The sequence below is a fragment of the Pseudomonas sp. JDS08PS003 genome (genome assembly GCF_045013505.1).
GTDB lineage: Bacteria > Pseudomonadota > Gammaproteobacteria > Pseudomonadales > Pseudomonadaceae > Aquipseudomonas > Aquipseudomonas protegens_B.
Window position 1 is genome coordinate 1,870,692 of the sequence record NZ_CP120724.1, and the last position, 18,102, is coordinate 1,888,793.

Sequence of the window (18,102 nt, forward strand, 5' to 3'; positions counted from 1 at the left end):
CCGGCACCAGACAAGCAACAGCTTGATCTCTCGGTGGGCGTGACCCTGACCTCCGAGCAAGTCGCCGCCCTGACCCACGACATCGTTTGGCTGGAAAGCCATGAAGTGAACGGCGAACAGGTGTTGGTGCCAGTGCTGTACCTGGCCCAGGCCAACAACCGCCTGGCGCCCAACGGCTCCCTGATCGCCGGCAAGGACGTGAGCCTGATTGCCGGCAAGGACTTGAACAACGTCGGCACCCTGCGCGCGGCCAATGACCTGTCGGCGGTGGCGGGGGAGAACCTGGTCAATAGTGGGTTGGTGGAGGCGGGCAACCGCCAGGATCTGCTGGCGGGCAACCATCTGGTCAACCGCGCCGGCGGCATCATCGCCGGGCGCGACGTCACCCTGACCACCACCCAGGGCGACGTGATCAACGACCGCACCCTGACCACCCACCAGAGCAGCAGCGAAGACTACGTCCGCGAGCAGCGCCGCGACTTCCTCGACAGCGCCGCCCGCATCGAGGCCGGCAACAGCCTGAGCATCGATACCGAACGGGACTTCGACAGCAACGGCAGCGTCCTGCACAGCGGTGGCGACACCCGCATCAAGGCCGGTCGCAACGTCAGCCTCAACGCCGTCGAGCAAGTGGTCAGCAACGACCGCGGCATCGGCAACCTCGATCAGAGCAAAACCCAGCACAGCGCCACCCTGGAGAGCGGTGGGAACCTGAGCATTGAGGCCGGAGGCAACGTCACCGCCGTCGCCAGCCAGATCGACGCCAAGGGCGACGTCTCGATGACGGCCAAGGACCACCTGACCCTGGCCTCGGCCGCCAATGAACAACACTGGGCCAGCAAGACCGGTACCACCAAGAGCGAAGAGGATCGCGTCCACCAACAAGCCACCACGGTGACGGCGGGCGGGGATGTGATGCTCAAGTCCGGCCAGGACATGACCCTGATTTCCAGCAAGGTCAAGGCTGGGGATGAAGCCTATCTAGTGGCCGGTGGCGAACTGAACCTGCTAGCGGAGCAGGACAGTGAGCATTCGCTGTATGACATGAAGAAGAAGGGGGGCTTTGGCAACCTGCAGACCCAGCGTGACGAAGTCACCCGCACCACACATATCGGCAGCGAAATCAGTGCCGGAGGCAACCTGACGCTCAAGAGCGACGGTGACCAGAGGTATCAGGTTGCCAAGCTGGAGAGCGGCAAGGACATCACTCTGGATAGCGGTGGCGCTATCACATTCGAAGCTGTCAAGGATCTACACCAAGAGAGCCACGAGAAGAGCAAGAGCAGCTTCGTCTGGAACTCGATGAGTGGCAAAGGCAACACCGATGAAACGTTGCTGCAAAGCCAACTGATCGCGCAGGGCGATATTGTGATCAAGGCCGTTGAGGGGCTGAAGATCGACATCAAGCAGGTCAACCAACAGAGCGTTAGTCAGGCCATCGACGCTATGGTGCAGGCCGACCCGCAACTGGCCTGGATCAAGGAGATGGAGGCGCGTGGTGACGTCGACTGGCGGCAGGTGAAAGAGCTGCACGACAGTTTCAAATACAGCCACTCTGGGCTGGGCGGTGGAGCAGCCATCATCATCGCTATTGTCGTGGCCTACTTCACCGCCGGTGCAGCGAGCGGACTCATTGGCAGTGCAGCTAGTGCTACGGCCGGTTCAGGTAGTGCCATGGCAGCCGGTACGGCGGCGACAGCAACTACGGCGGCCACTTCAGCTGGTTGGGCAAACGTGGCACTCACAGCCATAGCCTCTTCCGCTGCCGGATCAACGGCCGTCAGCACCATCAATAACAAAGGCAACCTTGGAGCGGTAGTCAAAGACATCACCTCGAAAGATGCACTGAAGGGTTATGTTGTGACCGGCGTAACGGCCGGCCTGACAGCTGGTCTTTATGACCAATGGACTGGCACCGAGACCGCAACAGGTACCTCTCCGGCTATTGACGGCCATGCCGGGCAACTGGCCAATAGCGGCACCGTCACCGGCGCCACGCTCAACATTTGGCAGGGCATTGGCCAGTTTGCCGCCAACCAAGCGCTACAGAATGGCACCTCAGTCTTGCTAGAGCGCGCGTTAGGCGGCGATGCCAAACTAAGCGACGCCCTGCGCACCAGCTTGGCTAACGCCTTCACCGCAGCAGGGTTCAATTGGGTCGGTGACCAGAGCGGGCCCGAAAAATGGGACCTCAAAGAGGGCCGCCTGCCCAAGATCGGTCTGCACGCTATCATGGGCGGCCTTGCAGCGGAGGCGGCGGGCGGCGACTTCAAGACAGGTGCCTTGGCTGCTGGAGTGAACGAGGCACTGGTTGGCTCGCTGTGGGATCAATACAGGCAGATGTCCTACGATGAGAGAAAAAAGCTACTTGTGATGAACTCGCAAGTGCTCGGTGTGCTGGCCGCCGCCGCGCAAGGCGGGGACGAGAAAGCCATGCAGACTGGCGCCTGGGTGGCGGGGAATGCTACGCAGTACAACTTCTTTGAACACCTGCCTCCAGGTTTGGCAGAGTATGGACAGGCAGCCACTACACTCACGGAGAGCATGCAGCAGCAAGGAGCAACTGCTGATGAAATAGCTCAGGAAAAGCTGGATCTTGCTCGAGGTCGAGGTTTCGAAGGTGTTCAACCTGCTACTGAATTCACCAAGGCCTGGGCTATGTTTATGGCCGGTGAACTCAGTGGCATGGGGCTGGCTGCGGCGTTAGGTAAGTTCCTTTCGGGAGGTGCGCGAGGGGGAGTCGCAGCGGGGCAGGCTGCAAAAGGTAAACTTAGAATAGATCCAAATGGAAGTTTCTCTCAGTCAGAGATAAATTCTGCATACTATATGGCTGCTCAAGGTAAAAAAGTTGAGCTGCGTCGCCCTGTTGGTACGAGAGCAGAAGGGAAAACTTCAGATCTTCTGGTCGATGGTGTTAGCTATGATGTATATACCCCTACAACGGGTAATGCGGACCGAATAATTTCTGCGATAGCAAAGAAAAATACGCAAGCTGAGGGGATTGTTCTAGATTTATCTAGAAGCACCGTTACCAGAGAGCAGTTGGGAGATGTCCTGCGGAGAGTTAATGGTTCAGGGGCGAAAAAAATTAATGATATCGTTATCATAGGTAAGTGAAATGCCATCAATGCTCTGTAAATGTGGTAATAAGTTAAGTTTTGGTGAGATACCGAATCCAATTGAATGGCTTTTGATTTCAGATGAGAAATTTGACAAGTTCCAAGAGGGGGTGGATTTGGAGGCGATTTATCGAGAGATGAATAGTGCCCTAAAGTGTTCTCGTTGTGGAAGATTATGGGTGTTTTGGAACGGCTTTGATTCTGCCCCAGTGTCATATACTCAAGAATAGTTAGTTATTCTCAGTGAAGTCGCGGCAAAAGGAATACTTACACCTAAAGACTTTCCTGAGGTCTCAACAAAAATAAGCCAGAGGCAGAATCGTCATACTGCAGGGACACAGCAGCTTGAGGAGCGGGGGAGCGTTGGTTTCGTGAACAGTGTTTCAGATGCTCAAAAAGTGCTTGACGCTTACCACTCCGGCCAAGTGAAAATCCCAGGAAAGAATGGTCAAGATTTTCCAGTGGTTAAATTTGAGGGTGTTACTGGAACTAACGTGAATCTCGGCGTTGGTATAACTGATCAGCCGACTAACGTATTTGTTATCAAGGGAACAAAAAAGCCGAGCATTTTCCCCACCAATCCAAACTGAAGTCAGAAATGAGTGATCAGCCTGTGCTGGAAGATTGGAACTTTCAAGTGCTAATGCTTGTTCAGGCGTTGGTAGGGGCGGTCTCTGCCAACTTTAGAGTGGTCGCATTGCTGTGGTGTGGCGATGAGTGGGTATTGAGGTTCTATCTTGAAGAGAACCTTGAGGATGACGTCGAGGAGGTTGAAGATATTGTTTGTCAATATACGGCATATCAAAATTCTAGCTTGAGATGCCGTTCTGAATTGATTGTGGGTAGCGAAAGACTTCCGGTGTTATCTGAGCTTGGGCGGGTCGTGTACCGTCGCAGAGAGGCCATTGGCAGTTAGTTGCTGCAAAGGAAGTAGCAGTTCCTTCGGATGCTAAGTGGAACACTTCTGTATCACAAGCGGATGGAGATTTCGGCGCTCTGAATCAACTGGCTCCAATAAATAAACCAGCCTTTTTTGATCCTAAAAATTCAGCTGCTGGATTTATAAGTAATGGGAGGATTAAAGCGGCTGATTTAGAAAAGCTAATTCCGCCAGGTGTTCCTGATAGCTTTAAGTCCTCAGCAATGATAGTTGATGGAAGTAAATTTCAGTATAGTTTTGGTGGATAGAAGATTGAGATAGAATGGCATTCTCAAGATTTGAATGCGGCAGTGAAATACCCAGGATCTAACTCAGGGGCAGGATGGGCTGCTCATATAAAAATAGGTAATAAATTGTTAGGCCAAGATGGTAATCTTTATAGGAAGGCTTCAAATTTTACTCATATTCCAGTGGGTTTTTAGATGAAAGATATTTCCTACTATGAATCATTGCCTGAGTTGTTGGGTGAGGAAAGTTTGCACTCTGAGTTTGTGGAGGTTTTAGATGCCTATGGTCATGGAAAGCATGGGAGAGGGGTGATTGTAAAAATTATTCTCGAGCTTAGTGATCGCCAATGGAGCTCGTATTCTTATATGGATGAAACTCTGAAGGCTAGAGTGGAAGACGTATTGTTGAAAGTCTGGGATGGCACTGATCTAGAGTATGTTGAGGACGTTATCGCTATTTCTGCACGGCTAGGTCTTGTTCGGTTTTTTGAGTTTTTATATTCTCGTCAAGATTGTGAGATGTCGGATGAAGTTGCGGCGGAAATTAAAAGTGCAGTTGTCGAGCTCGGAGGGAATATTGATGATCCGTATAGTGGTATGAAATGATTTTTTGTGCTGCTGTTTGGTAGGAGGGGGACTTTCGGCAGTAGTACGATTTTTCTAGTTTATATAAAATTACAAAGACTGTGTGAAATAGGGATGGATAACATGATTAAGATTTTCTGCAAGACTGCTGCTGTTCTCTCGATAGCCCTGCTTTATGGCTGTGCCTCAGCCCCATCAATGGAAAAAATGCAAGCCGAAGTCGCGCAGTACTCGTTGCCCAAACCTGCAGTTGCCGATAAAGGGCTGGTATACGTCGTTCGCCCCAGCAATGTGGGAATGATGGTGCGTTTCAATGTCTTCTTGGATGATAAAGAAGCCGATTCGGAAATGGGCTACAACCGTGGTAACCAGTACATCTATTTTTACGTCACTCCTGGTCAGCACGTGATCAGCTCCAAGGCTGAAAACTGGTCAGATATGCCTGTGACGGTTAAGGCTGGCGAGGTTATCTACCTCAAGCAAGAAGTTGAAGTCGGCATGATTATGGCCCGCAACAGCTTGAAGGTGTTAAGTGATGTAGAGGGGCGTTATCTGGTCAAAGATGCAGGCCTGGGCACTATTGCCAAAGAGAGCAAGTAGCCTTTGATCGATCGGTATACGATCTACTGAGAGCGAAAAAGGGCGACCTTTAAACCATCCTTATGTTGATAGGCTTTTGATGGGCGATGCAGCGCTAGCAATTGACATGGATGGAGATGTGATTGTTGAAGGAGATCATAGATATATAGCCGAAAAAATCATCAGGCAGGGAACCTAGTGTAAGGCCTGGAGCGTTATCTTCAAAAAAATTGATCTAAAAAGGCCTATTGGTGATTTAAGATTTTATCCAGTGGTTTGATGAGTGGCGCTAAAATGATTGGGTCGCATTCGTGAACGCTACATTGACCTGTTCAGTAATGAGAGGTGCTGACCTTTCAGGTTAAATTGCTGCTTATGCTGATTTTTCTTAGGCTGATCTTTTAATGGCGAATTTGAAAAATGCAGATTTGGGGGGGACGTTAAAGATGCTGACTTGTGTGGCGCTAATTTTGACGTCAGGCGAATAGAAGAACTAAGTGTGATGAAAAAAATTCTATGGCCAGAAGGGTTTTATCCTGCGCTCCACGGTGCGGTTAAGGTTAAGGCTTAGTATTGGGTTTTTAAGTAAGTGTTTACGGTGATAGCCCTATTTTATCGATGGAGAGATACATTGTGAGTCAGGTAGAGTCAACTAGTCCAATAGGTACTTATGATCTGGCAGGCCCTATAAAGCGCCTAGCTGGATACGTTGTTGATATGGCGGTTGTATTTTTTATTCTGTTTTTGAAAAGCTTCATGCTGCATTTGTCTGTTCGCTTCAGCTCAGAACTGGGTCTGACGGTTTTTCAGGGGGTTGATTATTTCTTGACTTTGCTTGCTCTCGCCTACTTTTTGTTTTGCGATGCACTGCCCAATGGGCAAAGTCTGGGGAAGCGTCTATTCAAGATGACTGTGGTTGGCTTTCCTTATGGACCATCCTGTACCCCGCTTCAATCAGCCTTGAGAAATTTGCCTAAAGCGTTATTCAGTATTTTGGATGGTGTATTTGTATTATTTGGTTTGCGTCGACGACTTGGCGATATGTTGGCTAGAACTGTTGTTATCAATTTGTGAAAAAATAGAGTCGAAAAGAGCGGGATAAAGGTAGAGTCGAGGTGTTTGAAAAGTATTGGACTTGTCTTGCCGATGCGGAGTGTTTGACGAAACACTGAAGGTGCTGAGTGATCGAGAGACTATCATCTGGTCTACTACTATGTACCAAGACTAAAGGGGCGGCTCTAATACCGCCCCTTTTTGCTTATGCTGATAGCTGACCTTGCATCCTTCGCCCCGCCACATCCATCAAATCACAGCCATCGCGCAGCAAAATGCTACACACCAGCGCCAGTTCCTGTAGCACCACTGCGCCTTTGGGCGCTTCATCAGAAACCGCGAAGTTTTCCAGCAGTTGAGTCACGGCGCGAATGCGATACGCCGCTGCATCGTGCAGGACGTCTATGGGGGCTTGGGTATCGATCAGCAGTGAGGGAATGTTGCAGTCGTGGCCGGTTATAGCTTGATAACGCGTCATTTATTGAGCCTCTTTAGTTTGACTGAGGACTCTGTAAATCAGGTCGCCAAACCCGGTCGTCCTTTCAACGACCCCTCGACTATATCCAGCGCTCCCCCTGTCCTTAAAGCCCCATTCCTGTTGGATCGTCTGCTTCTGCCGTAAGGCAATTCCTAATTTGCCGAGAGTATCTTTTCGAGCCGGTCCGCCGCGATTTTCCTGGCTTACAATGCCGCCGCTTATCGCCATGCCACCGGTGGTTTTCAGGTGGCGGTGCGTTGTTGAAAACCTTCTCAAGGAAGATCCGTCATGCGTCTGTTGTCTCTGCTGTTCACCCTCGTTCTGCTCGCCGGTTGTGCCTCCACCCCGGACTATTACATCTCGCCCAAGCCGGTGCAGATTCCCGCTACCGCCACTTACTGGATCGATACCTTCAACCTGCAGTTGGTCGGCGAGAGCGAGCGCTTTCTGCCCGAGGACAAGTTGCGCCAGCAACTGGGCATGGAGTTGATCCGGCAATTGGGCAATGCCAATCGCTACGCCGCCACTAAGGACAGCGCCGACTACCTGCTGGATGTGAATGCGGTGTACAAGCGCCGCCTCAGTGACTCCAAGGGCGGGCTGGTGTCGATGGTCGTCGATGACAATACGATCCTTGCCAGTGTCGATTTCGGTTACAAGGTTCAGGTCAAGCGCGACGGCGTCGAGGTGTTGCATTTCGCCCAGGAACGCAATGGTTTGCAGCCTGCCGGGGCCATGGGCCAGTTGCGCAATATGAAGACCATGTTGGGGGCGATCACCAACAGCGGTAATTCGGATGTGGAGAACTTCTACATTCGTGCTCTGCCGAGGTTCATCGTTCGTGATATCACGGCCATTCCTTCTCGTTGAGAAGGGGCGGGCGGCGATGAATTCTCTCTGTCCAACTCGGGTGTTATGCTCGCGCACGCCAGGTTGCTGGCTATCTGCCACGGATGTATTGGGCCCCGTTCGATGAGGGGCTCCGGGTCATCCAGGCCGTTGCGTAGAAGCTGCCGGCAACGCTGCAACCGATTTTAAAGTGGGGGGTGGAAGCCCCCTTCGCCTATTCACCTGTCAATGGATGATGGAGCCTCGGCGTCGTGGCTCCACCCCGGGAATATGCCCATGCTCATGAATTACCTCGAACGCTCCATGTCGGCCTTGCGCTCCATCGGTATCACCTTTCCCAAGCAGGAGATGCCGGTCCTGGCGCTGCTGGACAAGGTGGCGGTGTACGACGTTGAGCGGGTGACTCAGATCGCTGCCACCCTGCAGCAGGCCACGGTGTTCAACGCCGCGGTGCGTGACAAGTTGCAGGGCATGGATATCAGCACCCGCTATGCGGATATCGCCACCAGCTTCGATTCGATCCGCAACGATGCCCAGCAGATGATGGAGTGGATGGCCGACGGCAAGTTGCAGTTCTCCGAGCGCATACAGCTGGCGTGGTTGAACATGCGCCGCGGCTCGATTCCGGATCGCTTCGAGAGCATCCGCGAGAATTACCTGGCGGTGGCCAAGTCGGCCAATGAGCAGATCCAGCTGGAAACCCTGATCCTCGAGGCGTACCAGGATTACCGCCTGGCCATGAAGTCGGCCGAGGTGGATGCCTGTGAGGTGCAGAAAATCGCCCAGGCGCAGATGGACGCCGGGCGCAAGGCCCTGGCTGATGCCAGTGCCGCCCTGGAAGTGGCAGGGCTGGCGGCGGCGGATCAGCCCAAGCTGGAGCTTGAGCGGGACGTGGCCCTGCGCAATCTGCAGGACGAGGACAAGCGCTTTCAGATCATCACTGACATCGCCGATCAGTTGAAGGCCGCCTATGGCGCGGCGGAGCTGGTGTTCGCCCGGCTCAATCAGTACCACGCGGTGAAGGAGCGCCTGTATCAGCGGGCGGTGAGTTTCTTCGCTACCAACGAGATTGTGCTCACCGGGCTGGCGGCGGGTTTCACTTCTTCCGGCGGTCTGGCGGAAACCACCCAGACCCTGAACGCCATGACCGATGGCATCAACACCAGCCTTGAAGTGCAGGCGCGGGTGGGTGGCGATCAGCTCAATGCGGCGCTCAAGGCCGGTTACGGTTCCAGCCTCAAGGCCAGTTCGGTGAAGGCCTTGGCCGATGCGGTGGTGGAGTTCCAGGCCAGCAGCCTGAGCCTGATTCAGGAGCTGCGCAAGGAGTCGGCATCGGCCGCCGCCGAGATTGAGTCGGTGACCGAGGACAGCAAGCGCCGCTTCACCGCGCTCCTGCAGAAGGGGGTGTGAGGTGAGCGGGGTTTCTATCAGCGAACAGATGGGCGCCATGGCGCTGATCGATGAGCTGCGCCACAACCAGACCGAGATCCAGAAGCACCTGGACCTGCCCAAGCACCGCAAGGCGGTGGCCGAGCGTATTCGCGAGTTCTACAAGGCCCAGGGCGTCGAGGTCGAGGACGCCCTGGTGGAGCAGGGGGTGCGCAAGTACTTTGCCACTCGCCTGACTTACGAAGCGCCGACGCTGCGCTGGTGGGAGCAACGTCTGGCAGACGGTTACCTGCGTCGTAACCACTGGCTGAAATGGGTGGCGATCTGGACGCCTATCGTCCTCTATTCGCTGTATGCCTGGACCCACGTGATCATCGATTTCAAGGAGCAGCGCCGTTACACCTATGCCGATCTGGTGAGCTTGCAGAACGAGGCGCACTCGCGCACCCAGCAGGTGTTTTTGTTGCAGGAGCAGATCGCTCAGCTGGAGCCTGCGGTCGCCAATTCCCAGGTGGCGTCAGCGGGGCGTTTGCTGGACAAGGCCAAGGCTCGGTTGGCAACGGCTCGCCAGCAGACCACGATCAAGTTGCCGCAGTTTGCCGTGCCTGAGGAGCAGCGTAGTTTCAACGACGGTGTGATGGTCTCCAATGCCAAGACCGACTTGAGAAGAAGCATCACCTCGCTCAAGGATGTGCGGGCGCAACTGGATGAAATCGACACCCTTCTGACGGCAGCGCAGAAACTCAAGAGCCTGACCGCCAGTCGCGAGTTTCTCGTGGCCAGCAAGGTCGTGCCCGAGGTTGCGGCGGCGGCCAAAGAGGCTCAAGGGGCCTTGGATGATGCTGACACCAGGGGCGTGGCGGTAGCCATGGCCAAGGTCGAGCAGGCCATCAGGCTGACTGACCAGCAAAGCCTGAACCCCAACTACCTCGCCACCCTTGAGGCGGCTCGGGCCAGCGTGCGCCAGATGAACTTGAGCCAGGCGGATGCGGCGCAGTTCCAGCCGCTGTTGAGCAAGGTGGAGCAGGCGATCCAGGCCCTGGATGTGGCAACTACCACCGGTGGGCTCAAGGAGATCGAGCAGTTGCTGGCGTTTGCCAAGACGCCCTTGACCCTGGACATCGTCAGCCGTGCCGGTGAGAAATCCATGGTCGAGCGCAACTTCGACGCCACCGGGGGCAAGAGCTGGTACCTGCTGATCGAGGCCACCGATGCGGCCGGCAATGTGCTGCCGGTGCCGATCACCAGTATCGAGACCGGTGAGAAGCGCTACGCCAGTGTCTTCGGCGTGCGGGTCAATCAGGCCACCTATCAGGAGGTCAAGAACGACAAGCTGGCCGACGGCCATGTGGATAACCGGCGCCTGGGCAGCAAGGATGCCAATTCCTTGAGCTTCAAGTTCCTCAAAGGGCGGACCACCGCCAAGCCTGACTACATCCTGGAGTGGTGATGAGCGCGAACAGCATGATGGCGACCCTGAGTGAAAACTCCCGGCGCTACGAGTATGAACTGCGCAAGTTGCAGCAGGAGTTGTCCAACGCCCATGAGCGGGAATTGCGTCTGGAGCAGGACATCAGCGACGCCCTGGCGCGGATTGCCGGTCACCAGCTCAAGGGCGGTGGCCAGCAGTCGGCCGAGGTCAAGCGCTTGCTTGACCAGCGCAACCAGGGCGAAGCGCAATTGCGCGAGCGCCTGGCCACGGCCGAGGCCGCGGTAGCGCAGCAGTTGCAGGCGGCGATGGGCGTGTCCGGAGAGTTGCAGACCCGGGTGGCGGGCATCGATCGGCAACTGGCCGATGACCCGGCCTATCAGCGCCAGGTGCAGGCACTGCGCGAAGCCGAGGCGGCGCGGGTGGCGGCATCCGAATCCTATGAGGAGCTGCGTGATGAATGCCGGACCAAGCTGCAGGGTTTCCAGGTGGACCGGTTGTACACGTACCTCAAAGGTCGCAAGTTCGGCACCGAGGGTTATCCGCGCTGGACGCCATGGCGGCAATTGGACCGCTGGGCCGCCAGGCTGTGCAACTTCACGGAAAACTGGCGCACCGAGCAGACCCTGTTGGCCATTCAGCAGGCCAACGAAAGCGCCGCCAGTCGCCTGGAGAAAGAAGAAGCCGCGCAGCAGGCCAAGCTGTCGCAGCTCTACCAGGAGGCTTCCACCGGCGGTGACTTCATTGTGCTTCAGCAGCGTTTGCAAGCGGCCTTGCAGGCGGTGGAGGTGGCCAAGGCCCAGGCCAACGAGGTACATGCGAGCCTGGATGCCTACAGCTCAAAACGTGACGAGTACCTGGCCCAGGCGTCGACGTTGCTGGCTGAACAATTGGCCGAGATGAGCGACCACAAGCTGGAGCGCCTGGCGGCACAAACCGCCGGCAAGGAGGACGATGCGCTGGTACGCAAGGTGCGTGAGCTGCGTGCGGAGCTGGATGAGTTGCGGGTGCGTGTGCCGTTTCTGCAAGGCCAGTGCGAGGAGGCGCAGAACGAGTACGAGCGCGCCAAGCAGTTGGAGCGCAGCCTGTTGGCCAGCGAGGCCGGTCGGGCCAGCCAGAACGCTTCGAGCCGCAGCAATGTCGACTCGCTGATGGTCGGGTTCATGAAGGGGGCGCTGTCGGCTGCCCAGGCAAGCAGTAGCCGCAGCTCCGGATCATCAGGCTCCAGCAGTCTGTGGGGCAGTTCCAGCAGCTCGTCTAGTAGCTCGCCCAGCAGTTCCTCCAGCAGCACCCGCTCCCGTGACAGTGGCGGCTTCTCCACCAGCGACAGTCTCTAGCACAGCGCAGGGTTCAAGGCGCAAGGCACGGGGGAGCATGGGCTCCCCCGTGTCGTTTCTGGCTGGCGACGGTGCTGCGTTACAGCTTCTTCACCGGAATGCAGATCTCACACTCCAGCTCTCCCGTCTTGATGTCGTAATACGCATCCGCCGGATAGCGCTCGAACGCCGGGCGCGGGTCGAACTGCATGCCGCTCTTGGGCAGCCAGTCGCGGCACAGTTCGATCCAGGCGTCGGCGATAGCCGGGCCCAGGCCGCGGTAGTGGGCCACGGCGTAGAGGCCGCCGGGCAGGGTGGTGACGACGGCGGGGGCGCTGACCTTGAAGTCTTCGGGCACTTCGACGCAGGCGTCGTAGCGGCATTTGTCGGCGGGGGTGAGGTCCGGGTCGTCGTGGCCGATGCCGTAGCGCACGCGGTTGAACAGCTGGTGTTCGAGCATCCACGGCGCGGCGGTTTCGCGCCAGAAAACGCCAATGCCCGGGCCGTAGGCGCCGATGTAGCGCAGGTAGGCCACGCGGGTCGCGGGCAGTTGCTGCAGGGTGACGTTCATGCTGGTTTCCTTCAGATGAATGAAGGCGTCAGGATCGTCGAAGGCCGGGATGTGGGTCTGATCAGGATTGCTCAATTCACGCAGGCGGCGTTCGCGGATGTCGTCTAGGCGACGGTGCCAGCGTTTCGGTTCGGTGTCGCGCCAGGTGCTGGGGGACACCGAGAAGTGTTGCTTGAAGGCCCGGGAGAAGGCTTCGCCGGAGCCGAAGCCCACATCCAGGGCGATTTCCAGGATCGAGGCTTCGGGTCGGCTGGCCATCAGATAGGCACCGCAGGCCAGGCGCCGACGCCGCAGGTAGGCCCCCAGGGGCTCGCCGACCCAGGCACTGAACAGGCGGTGGAAGTGGTAGGGCGAGAAATGCGCCACCCGCGCCAGGTCCGCCAGCTCCAGTGGCTGGTCCAGGTGTTGGTCGATGTGCTCCAGCACCCGGTTCATGCGCAGGGTGTATTCATGGAGGCTGTGGTAGGCGGCGCTCATGTTTGCAGATTAGTTGGCTGTAGAGGGGGGGCACGCAGTTTGCCGCAGATTTGTACTGTCGGTCGCTACGATTCGCCGGCAAGCCGGCTCCTACACATGTCCTGTGGGAGACGGCTTACCGGCGAACAGGATATCAAGCGTCACCACAGCAATGCTGGCTTCCCTTGCCTTCGGGCGTCTGTTCGTAGCGGTCATGGAGGCGAACCCAGTCCATGATCTGCTCTTCATTGCGCCCCTTGGGCGTCAGGTCGAGGAAGTTATAGGCCCCCACCAGCAGGTCCAGCCCACGGGCATAGGTGGAGTAGGTGTGAAAAATCTCACCCTGGTCATTGCGATAGAACAGGCTCAAGCCGGGCAACTCGGCCTCATCGCCACTGGCCTGTTCATAGTTGTAGGTCGCCGTGCCTGCGGCCAGTTGCTGGGCGCTGAGGCTGACACCGAAGTCCTGGTTGAAGTCGTCACCGGCACTGGAGTACCAGTCGAAGCGCCAGCCCATGCGTCGACGGAAGTTCTGGAATTGGGCATAGGGCGCGTGAGAGACAGCCACCAGGCTCACGTCGTGATGGGCCAGGTGCTGGTTGGCGCCGTCGAAGTGGTCCGCAAGGAAGGAGCAGCCCTTGCAGCCTTCTTCCCAGCCGGCGCCGAACATGAAGTGGTAGACCAGCAACTGGCTACGCTCGCCGAACAGTTGCGCCAGGCTCAGTGGCCCGTCGGGGCCTTGAAAGTGGTAGGGCTTGTCGATCTTGACCCAAGGCAGCGCCCGTCGCTCGGCACTGAGCTGGTCGCGCTGGCGGGTAAAGGCCTTTTCATGGATCAGGTGCTGTTTGCGTGCGCGCAGCCATTGTTCCCGGGAGACCACGGGGTGATCGGTAGTGCTCATGGCGTTTCTCCTCAAGGCAGGGGGCATGGGTCTTACACACGCTAGTCGTTTGGCGCAGGGCGGGATCGACAAGCTGCCCAGCGGTTTTCCGATCAGGGGTCTGGCTGGCGCGGCGTATTTCCTGAACGGCTGAAAACCCGGTCGGTCACAACCTATGAAAGGCCTTTCATTCTCATGTCTGGAGGTTGAACCGCAATGACCACTTATAACTGGGATCTGATTGAACGACTGCTGCACGAAGTGCAGAACGGCGCCGGCCACAGTTTCACGCCTCGCCCCTACGCCGAGCAGCATGCGGCGGCCAAGGAGGCGGAAGGTGAGCCCACCGGCAATCTGGATGAGCTGAAAGTCACCGCCACCCAGTACGAAAAGTTGCTGCTGGACCGGGGTTTTATAGAAACCAGGCCCGAGGAAGAGGGCGGCAACGGCGAGAACTTTGTACTGACGCCCCGCGGCTCAAGCCTGCTGTGTCTGATCGACAGCAGTATTCCGGGCAACGATCACCCGCGTCAGGTGCTGGATGAACAGGCTGATGCTCTGGATCCGGATACCTTTGACGAGGTGGCCTCCAGGGCGCAGATCGCCTAGTTTCGCGCCGCTAGCCCTGGCGGGCGTTCTGCAGGCATTTCAGGGCGGTGAAGTCCTTGCGTACGCCGTCGATTTTCTTCAGCAGGCGTTGGCGTTGGTCCTGGCTGCTGGCGGCCATCAAGTCCACCAACAGGCTGCGTGCGGCCTGTTCGGTGTGGGCGTAGGCCTGGCGGTAGTCGTCTGTCCATAAACTCTCGCGGTTGACCAGCAACTGCTCGATGCGCTGTGGGAAATCGCTGTCTTGGCGTTGCGCCACCGCGGCGCTGAATTGCGCCTGCCAGTGAACGCGGTTAGCGATCCACTGCTGGTTCTGCTCTCCCAGGGAGGCGGACCATTGCTCGATTCGTTGTTGCTGGCTGGGGTTCAGGGGGCCGAGCCAGGCATTCAGGCGCTTGCTCATGCGCTGACTGCGCTGTTGGATCTGTTGCGCCAGTGATGGCGTGAGGTATTGCTCCCGGTGTTCCTGCTGGTCCTTGGCGAAGGCATTGTTCATCTCTTTGACTTGCCCGTCGTCCAGGCCCTGGAGCAGCTCCACAGCGGAAGGGGTGATCTGCCGTGCAGTCTCGGCGATGGCCTGCTTGGCTTCCCGGGTTCGTGCCAGCAGGTCCTGATCACTGACCTGATTGTTCTGCACCATCAGTTGCAGGCGATCGAGCCAGCCCAGATAACCGGGTAACTGGGTGCTGCAATGCCAACTCAGGTGCTGCTGCAGACGCTGGTTGAACCAGCTTTTCTGCTCGCTGTTCATGTCCAGGTAGTCGTTGAGGGTCCAGGGGATGATCACATCCAGGTTGCGATAGGCTAGGCCGACTCGGCTGCAGGCGCCTAGCAGCAGGCAGAGGATCAGTAACAGGATAAGCAGGGGCCACCGGCGCGCCATGTTCGAGTCCTTGCGAATGCGGGTTCCTGCATCTGAACCCGGAAGGCCCCCGGCAGTTCAGCCGCTGGGTGGAAGGTCGGCAGTGATGAACAGGGAGTTGGCTGAAACCATTGATCCAGAGAGCGGCAAGGATAGCGGCCAGGGACTGCGGATAAGGGCCGTTGGTCGACTTTTAGTACTAGGGGGAGGGGAGAAGGGTGCCAGTCCTAGCGCTTTGAGGGCAAAGCGCTAAGGGACCAGGATAATGCGGGGGAATTACTTCTTGCCGAGGCTGATCTGCTTGGATGGGCCGAAAGTCTGGCCGCTGACGCCTTTGGCAATTTGCTGGATTTCGCCGCCCGATTTCAGGAAGGCCGCGATTTGTTCGTTGATCGATTCGCTGGTTTCAACGGCGGGAGCTGGTTTTGCTTTGCTGTTGGAGGCTTTTACTCGCATGGCGGCCATTTAACCTTTTGGAAAATTAATTTGGCCAGGCATCTTATCAGAAATACTTGACAATTGCTTGGTAAATATCCTCTGAAACAGAAGGTCGCTTTTTTGGCTTTTTTCCTAAGTTGATCTCGCTGACATCTTCCTAAGTGGCTGTTTTAAATAAAGACCAGCTTCTGAAAATGCCGGCTGGTGGCTGTTTGCCCCTACCCGGTAGGTCGCTGTTTGCCTGACGAATGGCCGCTTGATCGCCAGTGAAGCTAGAAAAACCAAGGCTCTTCACGGATTTTTCCGGTCCGGGGCTCAGGAGCGCCAACCTGTGCCTGGAAAACAGGTAGAATGCCGCCCACGCAATGAGGGTATTGGAAATGGCTTTAGTCGGGCGCTACAACAGTTTGCAAGTGGTTAAACACACTAACTTTGGTTTGTATCTGGACGGAGGGGCGGACGGCGAGATATTGCTGCCCAATCGTTATATTCCCAAGGACATTCCCAGTGAAGATGAAGACTGGTTGAATGTTTTTGTTTATCTGGACAGTGCCGACAAGTTAATCGCAACTACCGAAAAGCCGAAAGTTCAAGTTGGTGAGTTTGCCAGCCTTAAAGTCGTCGAAGTTAACAGTATCGGGGTATTCCTGGATTGGGGATTGCCCAAGGACCTGTTGCTGCCCTACTCCGAAGAAAAGCGCCAGATGAATGCTGGCGAATACTGCGTGGTGCATGTCTACCTGGACAAGCACACCCGTCGTATCACCGCCACGGCCCGCCTGGACCGCTACCTGGACAAGACTCCGGCCAACTACAAGGTTGGCCAGGAAGTCGACCTGCTGGTGGCCGAGTCCACCGACATGGGCTTCAAGGCGATCATCAACAACAAGCACTGGGGCCTGATTCACAAGAACGAAGTGTTCAAGTTCCTGCGCTCCGGCATGCAAGAGAAAGGCTTCATCAAGGAAGTACGGGCCGATGGCAAGATCAGCCTGAGCCTGCAACCGGTGGGTGAAGAAGCAGCCACCAGCCTGAACTCGAAGATCCTCGCCAAGTTGCGGGAAAACAATGGCTCTCTGGCGGTCAGCGACAAGAGCGATCCGGCATTGATCAGCAGTTTGTTCGGGGTCAGCAAAGGCAACTTCAAGAAGGCCATCGGCGCGCTCTATAAACAGGGCCAGATTGTCATTCACGCGGATCGTATCGAGCTAAGCTGATACTCATTTCGCCCAGGGGTGGACGGGTGTAAACCTCCACCTTCTCTATGTCTCGGGTTACTTGTCTTTCCCGGTGCGGCCCGTCTTGCAGCACGATGGCTGGCCGCGTCCCTGGGGGCGTTGTCCTTTCCACAGCGGGTAGCTGTCATGTCGATGAATCAATCTGAGGGGCTGCGGTGAGCATCGAGCGACGCAACGCCGATGGCTTTGCCCTGCAGGTGATGCTGGGGTTGTGCCTGATCTGGGGCGTGCAGCAGGTGATGATCAAATGGGCGGCGGCGGATATTGCCCCGGTGATGCAGGCGGCTGCGCGTTCGGGGATTTCGGCGCTGCTGGTGGCCCTGCTGATGTGCTGGAAAGGGGGCTGGTCCCAGGTCTCCAGTACCTGGCGCGGCGGTTTACTGGCCGGTGCCCTGTTCGGTCTGGAGTTCCTGTTCATTGCCGAGGGGCTGAAGCTGACGAGCGCCGCGCATATGTCGGTGTTTCTCTATACCGCGCCGATCTTCACCGCCCTTGGGGTCAATTGGCTGTTGCCCAGTGAGCGGCTGCGGCCGTTGCAATGGTTGGGGATCATCCTCGCTTTCATTGGCATCAGCATCGCCTTTGCCGGAGGGATCTCCCTGGACAATCTGGATCGGCGCATGCTCCTGGGCGATGTGTTGGGACTGCTGGCGGGGCTGGCCTGGGGCGCGACCACGGTGGTGGTACGTGCCTCGCGACTGTCGGAAGCGCCAGCCACACTGACGCTGTTCTATCAGTTGATCGTCGGTTTCGTCGGCTTGCTGCTGATTGCGGTGCTCAGCGGCCAGGTGACCCAGGTCAGCCTGACCCCGGTGGCCGTGGCCAGTGTGTTGTTTCAGGGGCTGGTGGTGTCGTTCTTCAGCTACCTGACCTGGTTCTGGCTGCTGCGTCGCTATCTGGCGGCGAACCTGGCGGTGTTTTCCTTCATGACGCCGATGTTTGGCGTGACCTTCGGCGTGTTGTTGCTGGGTGAACCCTTGAGCCTCAACTTCGTGCTGGGGGCGCTGCTGGTGTTGTTGGGCATCACCTTTGTCAGCGCCGAGCAATGGTTGCGCCGGCGCATCAAGCGCTTTCTATAACGCCGCTG

At 56.9% G+C, this 18,102-nt stretch carries 17 protein-coding genes and 1 pseudogene; 13 read left to right on the forward strand and 5 right to left on the reverse strand.

What is annotated here, in order from left to right; all coding sequences use genetic code 11:
• Positions 1-12: 12 nt before the first annotated feature.
• The 6 genes and pseudogenes from P7C00_RS08505 to P7C00_RS08530 form a co-directional block, all read left to right on the forward strand.
• A pseudogene (locus P7C00_RS08505) lies at positions 13-3,117 on the forward strand (DUF637 domain-containing protein); the annotation flags it as partial.
• 304 nt (positions 3,118-3,421) lie between these two features.
• Positions 3,422-3,709 carry a polymorphic toxin type 50 domain-containing protein gene (locus P7C00_RS08510; RefSeq protein WP_404939939.1) on the forward strand — a complete coding sequence of 96 codons (288 nt, stop codon included), beginning with the start codon at positions 3,422-3,424 and terminating at the stop codon, positions 3,707-3,709.
• A gap of 8 nt (positions 3,710-3,717) precedes the next feature.
• Positions 3,718-4,035: a hypothetical protein gene (locus P7C00_RS08515; protein ID WP_404938669.1), complete on the forward strand. Its 318-nt coding sequence runs from the start codon at positions 3,718-3,720 to the stop codon at positions 4,033-4,035.
• 446 nt (positions 4,036-4,481) lie between these two features.
• Positions 4,482-4,892 (forward strand): hypothetical protein, encoded by a 411-nt coding sequence (locus P7C00_RS08520; protein ID WP_404938671.1) that lies wholly within the window; start codon positions 4,482-4,484, stop codon positions 4,890-4,892.
• A 186-nt stretch (positions 4,893-5,078) separates the two neighbouring features.
• The gene (locus tag P7C00_RS08525; RefSeq protein WP_235436954.1) at positions 5,079-5,471 is read left to right on the forward strand and encodes a DUF2846 domain-containing protein; all 393 of its coding nucleotides are present in this window, start codon (positions 5,079-5,081) and stop codon (positions 5,469-5,471) included.
• A 612-nt stretch (positions 5,472-6,083) separates the two neighbouring features.
• A complete protein-coding gene (locus P7C00_RS08530; protein ID WP_305948760.1) occupies positions 6,084-6,524 on the forward strand; it encodes an RDD family protein in 441 nt (146 codons plus the stop codon).
• Positions 6,525-6,708: 184 nt separating this feature from the next.
• Here P7C00_RS08530 and P7C00_RS08535 read toward each other — a convergent pair whose 3' ends face one another.
• Positions 6,709-6,981, reverse strand: a complete 273-nt coding sequence (locus tag P7C00_RS08535) for a hypothetical protein (protein WP_404938673.1) — start codon at positions 6,979-6,981, stop codon at positions 6,709-6,711.
• A gap of 288 nt (positions 6,982-7,269) precedes the next feature.
• Here P7C00_RS08535 and P7C00_RS08540 point away from each other — a divergent pair, with 288 nt between their 5' ends.
• The 4 genes from P7C00_RS08540 to P7C00_RS08555 all read left to right on the forward strand — a co-directional run bounded on the left by P7C00_RS08540 (position 7,270) and on the right by P7C00_RS08555 (position 11,985).
• Positions 7,270-7,851: a hypothetical protein gene (locus tag P7C00_RS08540; RefSeq protein WP_404938675.1), complete on the forward strand. Its 582-nt coding sequence runs from the start codon at positions 7,270-7,272 to the stop codon at positions 7,849-7,851.
• A gap of 261 nt (positions 7,852-8,112) precedes the next feature.
• Positions 8,113-9,240: a merozoite surface protein 3b gene (locus P7C00_RS08545; protein WP_404939941.1), complete on the forward strand. Its 1,128-nt coding sequence runs from the start codon at positions 8,113-8,115 to the stop codon at positions 9,238-9,240.
• A gap of 1 nt (position 9,241) precedes the next feature.
• Positions 9,242-10,669, forward strand: coding sequence for a DUF6384 family protein (locus P7C00_RS08550; RefSeq protein ID WP_404938677.1), 1,428 nt, complete (start codon positions 9,242-9,244; stop codon positions 10,667-10,669).
• Entirely contained in the window at positions 10,669-11,985 is a 1,317-nt protein-coding gene (locus P7C00_RS08555; protein ID WP_346632055.1) for a hypothetical protein, read from the forward strand. The genes P7C00_RS08550 and P7C00_RS08555 overlap by 1 nt, the downstream gene beginning before the upstream one ends.
• 79 nt (positions 11,986-12,064) lie before the next feature.
• Here P7C00_RS08555 and P7C00_RS08560 read toward each other — a convergent pair whose 3' ends face one another.
• The gene (locus tag P7C00_RS08560) at positions 12,065-13,012 is read right to left on the reverse strand and encodes a GyrI-like domain-containing protein (protein WP_404938679.1); all 948 of its coding nucleotides are present in this window, start codon (positions 13,010-13,012) and stop codon (positions 12,065-12,067) included.
• A 133-nt stretch (positions 13,013-13,145) separates the two neighbouring features.
• A complete protein-coding gene (locus P7C00_RS08565) occupies positions 13,146-13,892 on the reverse strand; it encodes a thioredoxin family protein (RefSeq protein ID WP_346632053.1) in 747 nt (248 codons plus the stop codon).
• Positions 13,893-14,087: 195 nt separating this feature from the next.
• Here P7C00_RS08565 and P7C00_RS08570 point away from each other — a divergent pair, with 195 nt between their 5' ends.
• On the forward strand, positions 14,088-14,480 hold the full coding sequence (locus P7C00_RS08570) for a transcriptional regulator (RefSeq protein WP_346632052.1): 393 nt from the start codon (positions 14,088-14,090) through the stop codon (positions 14,478-14,480).
• Between the two features lie 10 nt (positions 14,481-14,490).
• Here the strand turns inward: P7C00_RS08570 and P7C00_RS08575 are convergent, their stop codons facing one another.
• Positions 14,491-15,360 carry a DUF6279 family lipoprotein gene (locus tag P7C00_RS08575; RefSeq protein ID WP_404938681.1) on the reverse strand — a complete coding sequence of 290 codons (870 nt, stop codon included), beginning with the start codon at positions 15,358-15,360 and terminating at the stop codon, positions 14,491-14,493.
• A gap of 255 nt (positions 15,361-15,615) precedes the next feature.
• The gene (locus P7C00_RS08580) at positions 15,616-15,804 is read right to left on the reverse strand and encodes a hypothetical protein (RefSeq protein ID WP_016962619.1); all 189 of its coding nucleotides are present in this window, start codon (positions 15,802-15,804) and stop codon (positions 15,616-15,618) included.
• A 353-nt stretch (positions 15,805-16,157) separates the two neighbouring features.
• On the opposite strand from P7C00_RS08580, the gene P7C00_RS08585 reads away from it, so the two are divergent.
• Together P7C00_RS08585 and P7C00_RS08590 are read left to right on the forward strand one after the other, a co-directional pair.
• The gene (locus P7C00_RS08585) at positions 16,158-16,994 is read left to right on the forward strand and encodes a S1 RNA-binding domain-containing protein (RefSeq protein WP_060838083.1); all 837 of its coding nucleotides are present in this window, start codon (positions 16,158-16,160) and stop codon (positions 16,992-16,994) included.
• A gap of 176 nt (positions 16,995-17,170) precedes the next feature.
• A complete protein-coding gene (locus P7C00_RS08590; RefSeq protein ID WP_102878814.1) occupies positions 17,171-18,094 on the forward strand; it encodes a DMT family transporter in 924 nt (307 codons plus the stop codon).
• Positions 18,095-18,102: the final 8 nt, after the last annotated feature.

Coding starts and splice junctions, on each gene's coding strand:
- P7C00_RS08565 (WP_346632053.1), bottom strand. CDS start 13,892: ATGAGCACTACCGATCACCCCGTGGTCTCCCGGGAACAATGGCTGCGC.
- P7C00_RS08540 (WP_404938675.1), top strand. CDS start 7,270: ATGCGTCTGTTGTCTCTGCTGTTCACCCTCGTTCTGCTCGCCGGTTGT.
- P7C00_RS08575 (WP_404938681.1), bottom strand. CDS start 15,360: ATGGCGCGCCGGTGGCCCCTGCTTATCCTGTTACTGATCCTCTGCCTG.
- P7C00_RS08535 (WP_404938673.1), bottom strand. CDS start 6,981: ATGACGCGTTATCAAGCTATAACCGGCCACGACTGCAACATTCCCTCA.
- P7C00_RS08585 (WP_060838083.1), top strand. CDS start 16,158: ATGGCTTTAGTCGGGCGCTACAACAGTTTGCAAGTGGTTAAACACACT.
- P7C00_RS08545 (WP_404939941.1), top strand. CDS start 8,113: ATGAATTACCTCGAACGCTCCATGTCGGCCTTGCGCTCCATCGGTATC.
- P7C00_RS08555 (WP_346632055.1), top strand. CDS start 10,669: ATGAGCGCGAACAGCATGATGGCGACCCTGAGTGAAAACTCCCGGCGC.
- P7C00_RS08570 (WP_346632052.1), top strand. CDS start 14,088: ATGACCACTTATAACTGGGATCTGATTGAACGACTGCTGCACGAAGTG.
- P7C00_RS08560 (WP_404938679.1), bottom strand. CDS start 13,012: ATGAGCGCCGCCTACCACAGCCTCCATGAATACACCCTGCGCATGAAC.
- P7C00_RS08580 (WP_016962619.1), bottom strand. CDS start 15,804: ATGGCCGCCATGCGAGTAAAAGCCTCCAACAGCAAAGCAAAACCAGCT.
- P7C00_RS08525 (WP_235436954.1), top strand. CDS start 5,079: ATGCAAGCCGAAGTCGCGCAGTACTCGTTGCCCAAACCTGCAGTTGCC.
- P7C00_RS08520 (WP_404938671.1), top strand. CDS start 4,482: ATGAAAGATATTTCCTACTATGAATCATTGCCTGAGTTGTTGGGTGAG.
- P7C00_RS08515 (WP_404938669.1), top strand. CDS start 3,718: ATGAGTGATCAGCCTGTGCTGGAAGATTGGAACTTTCAAGTGCTAATG.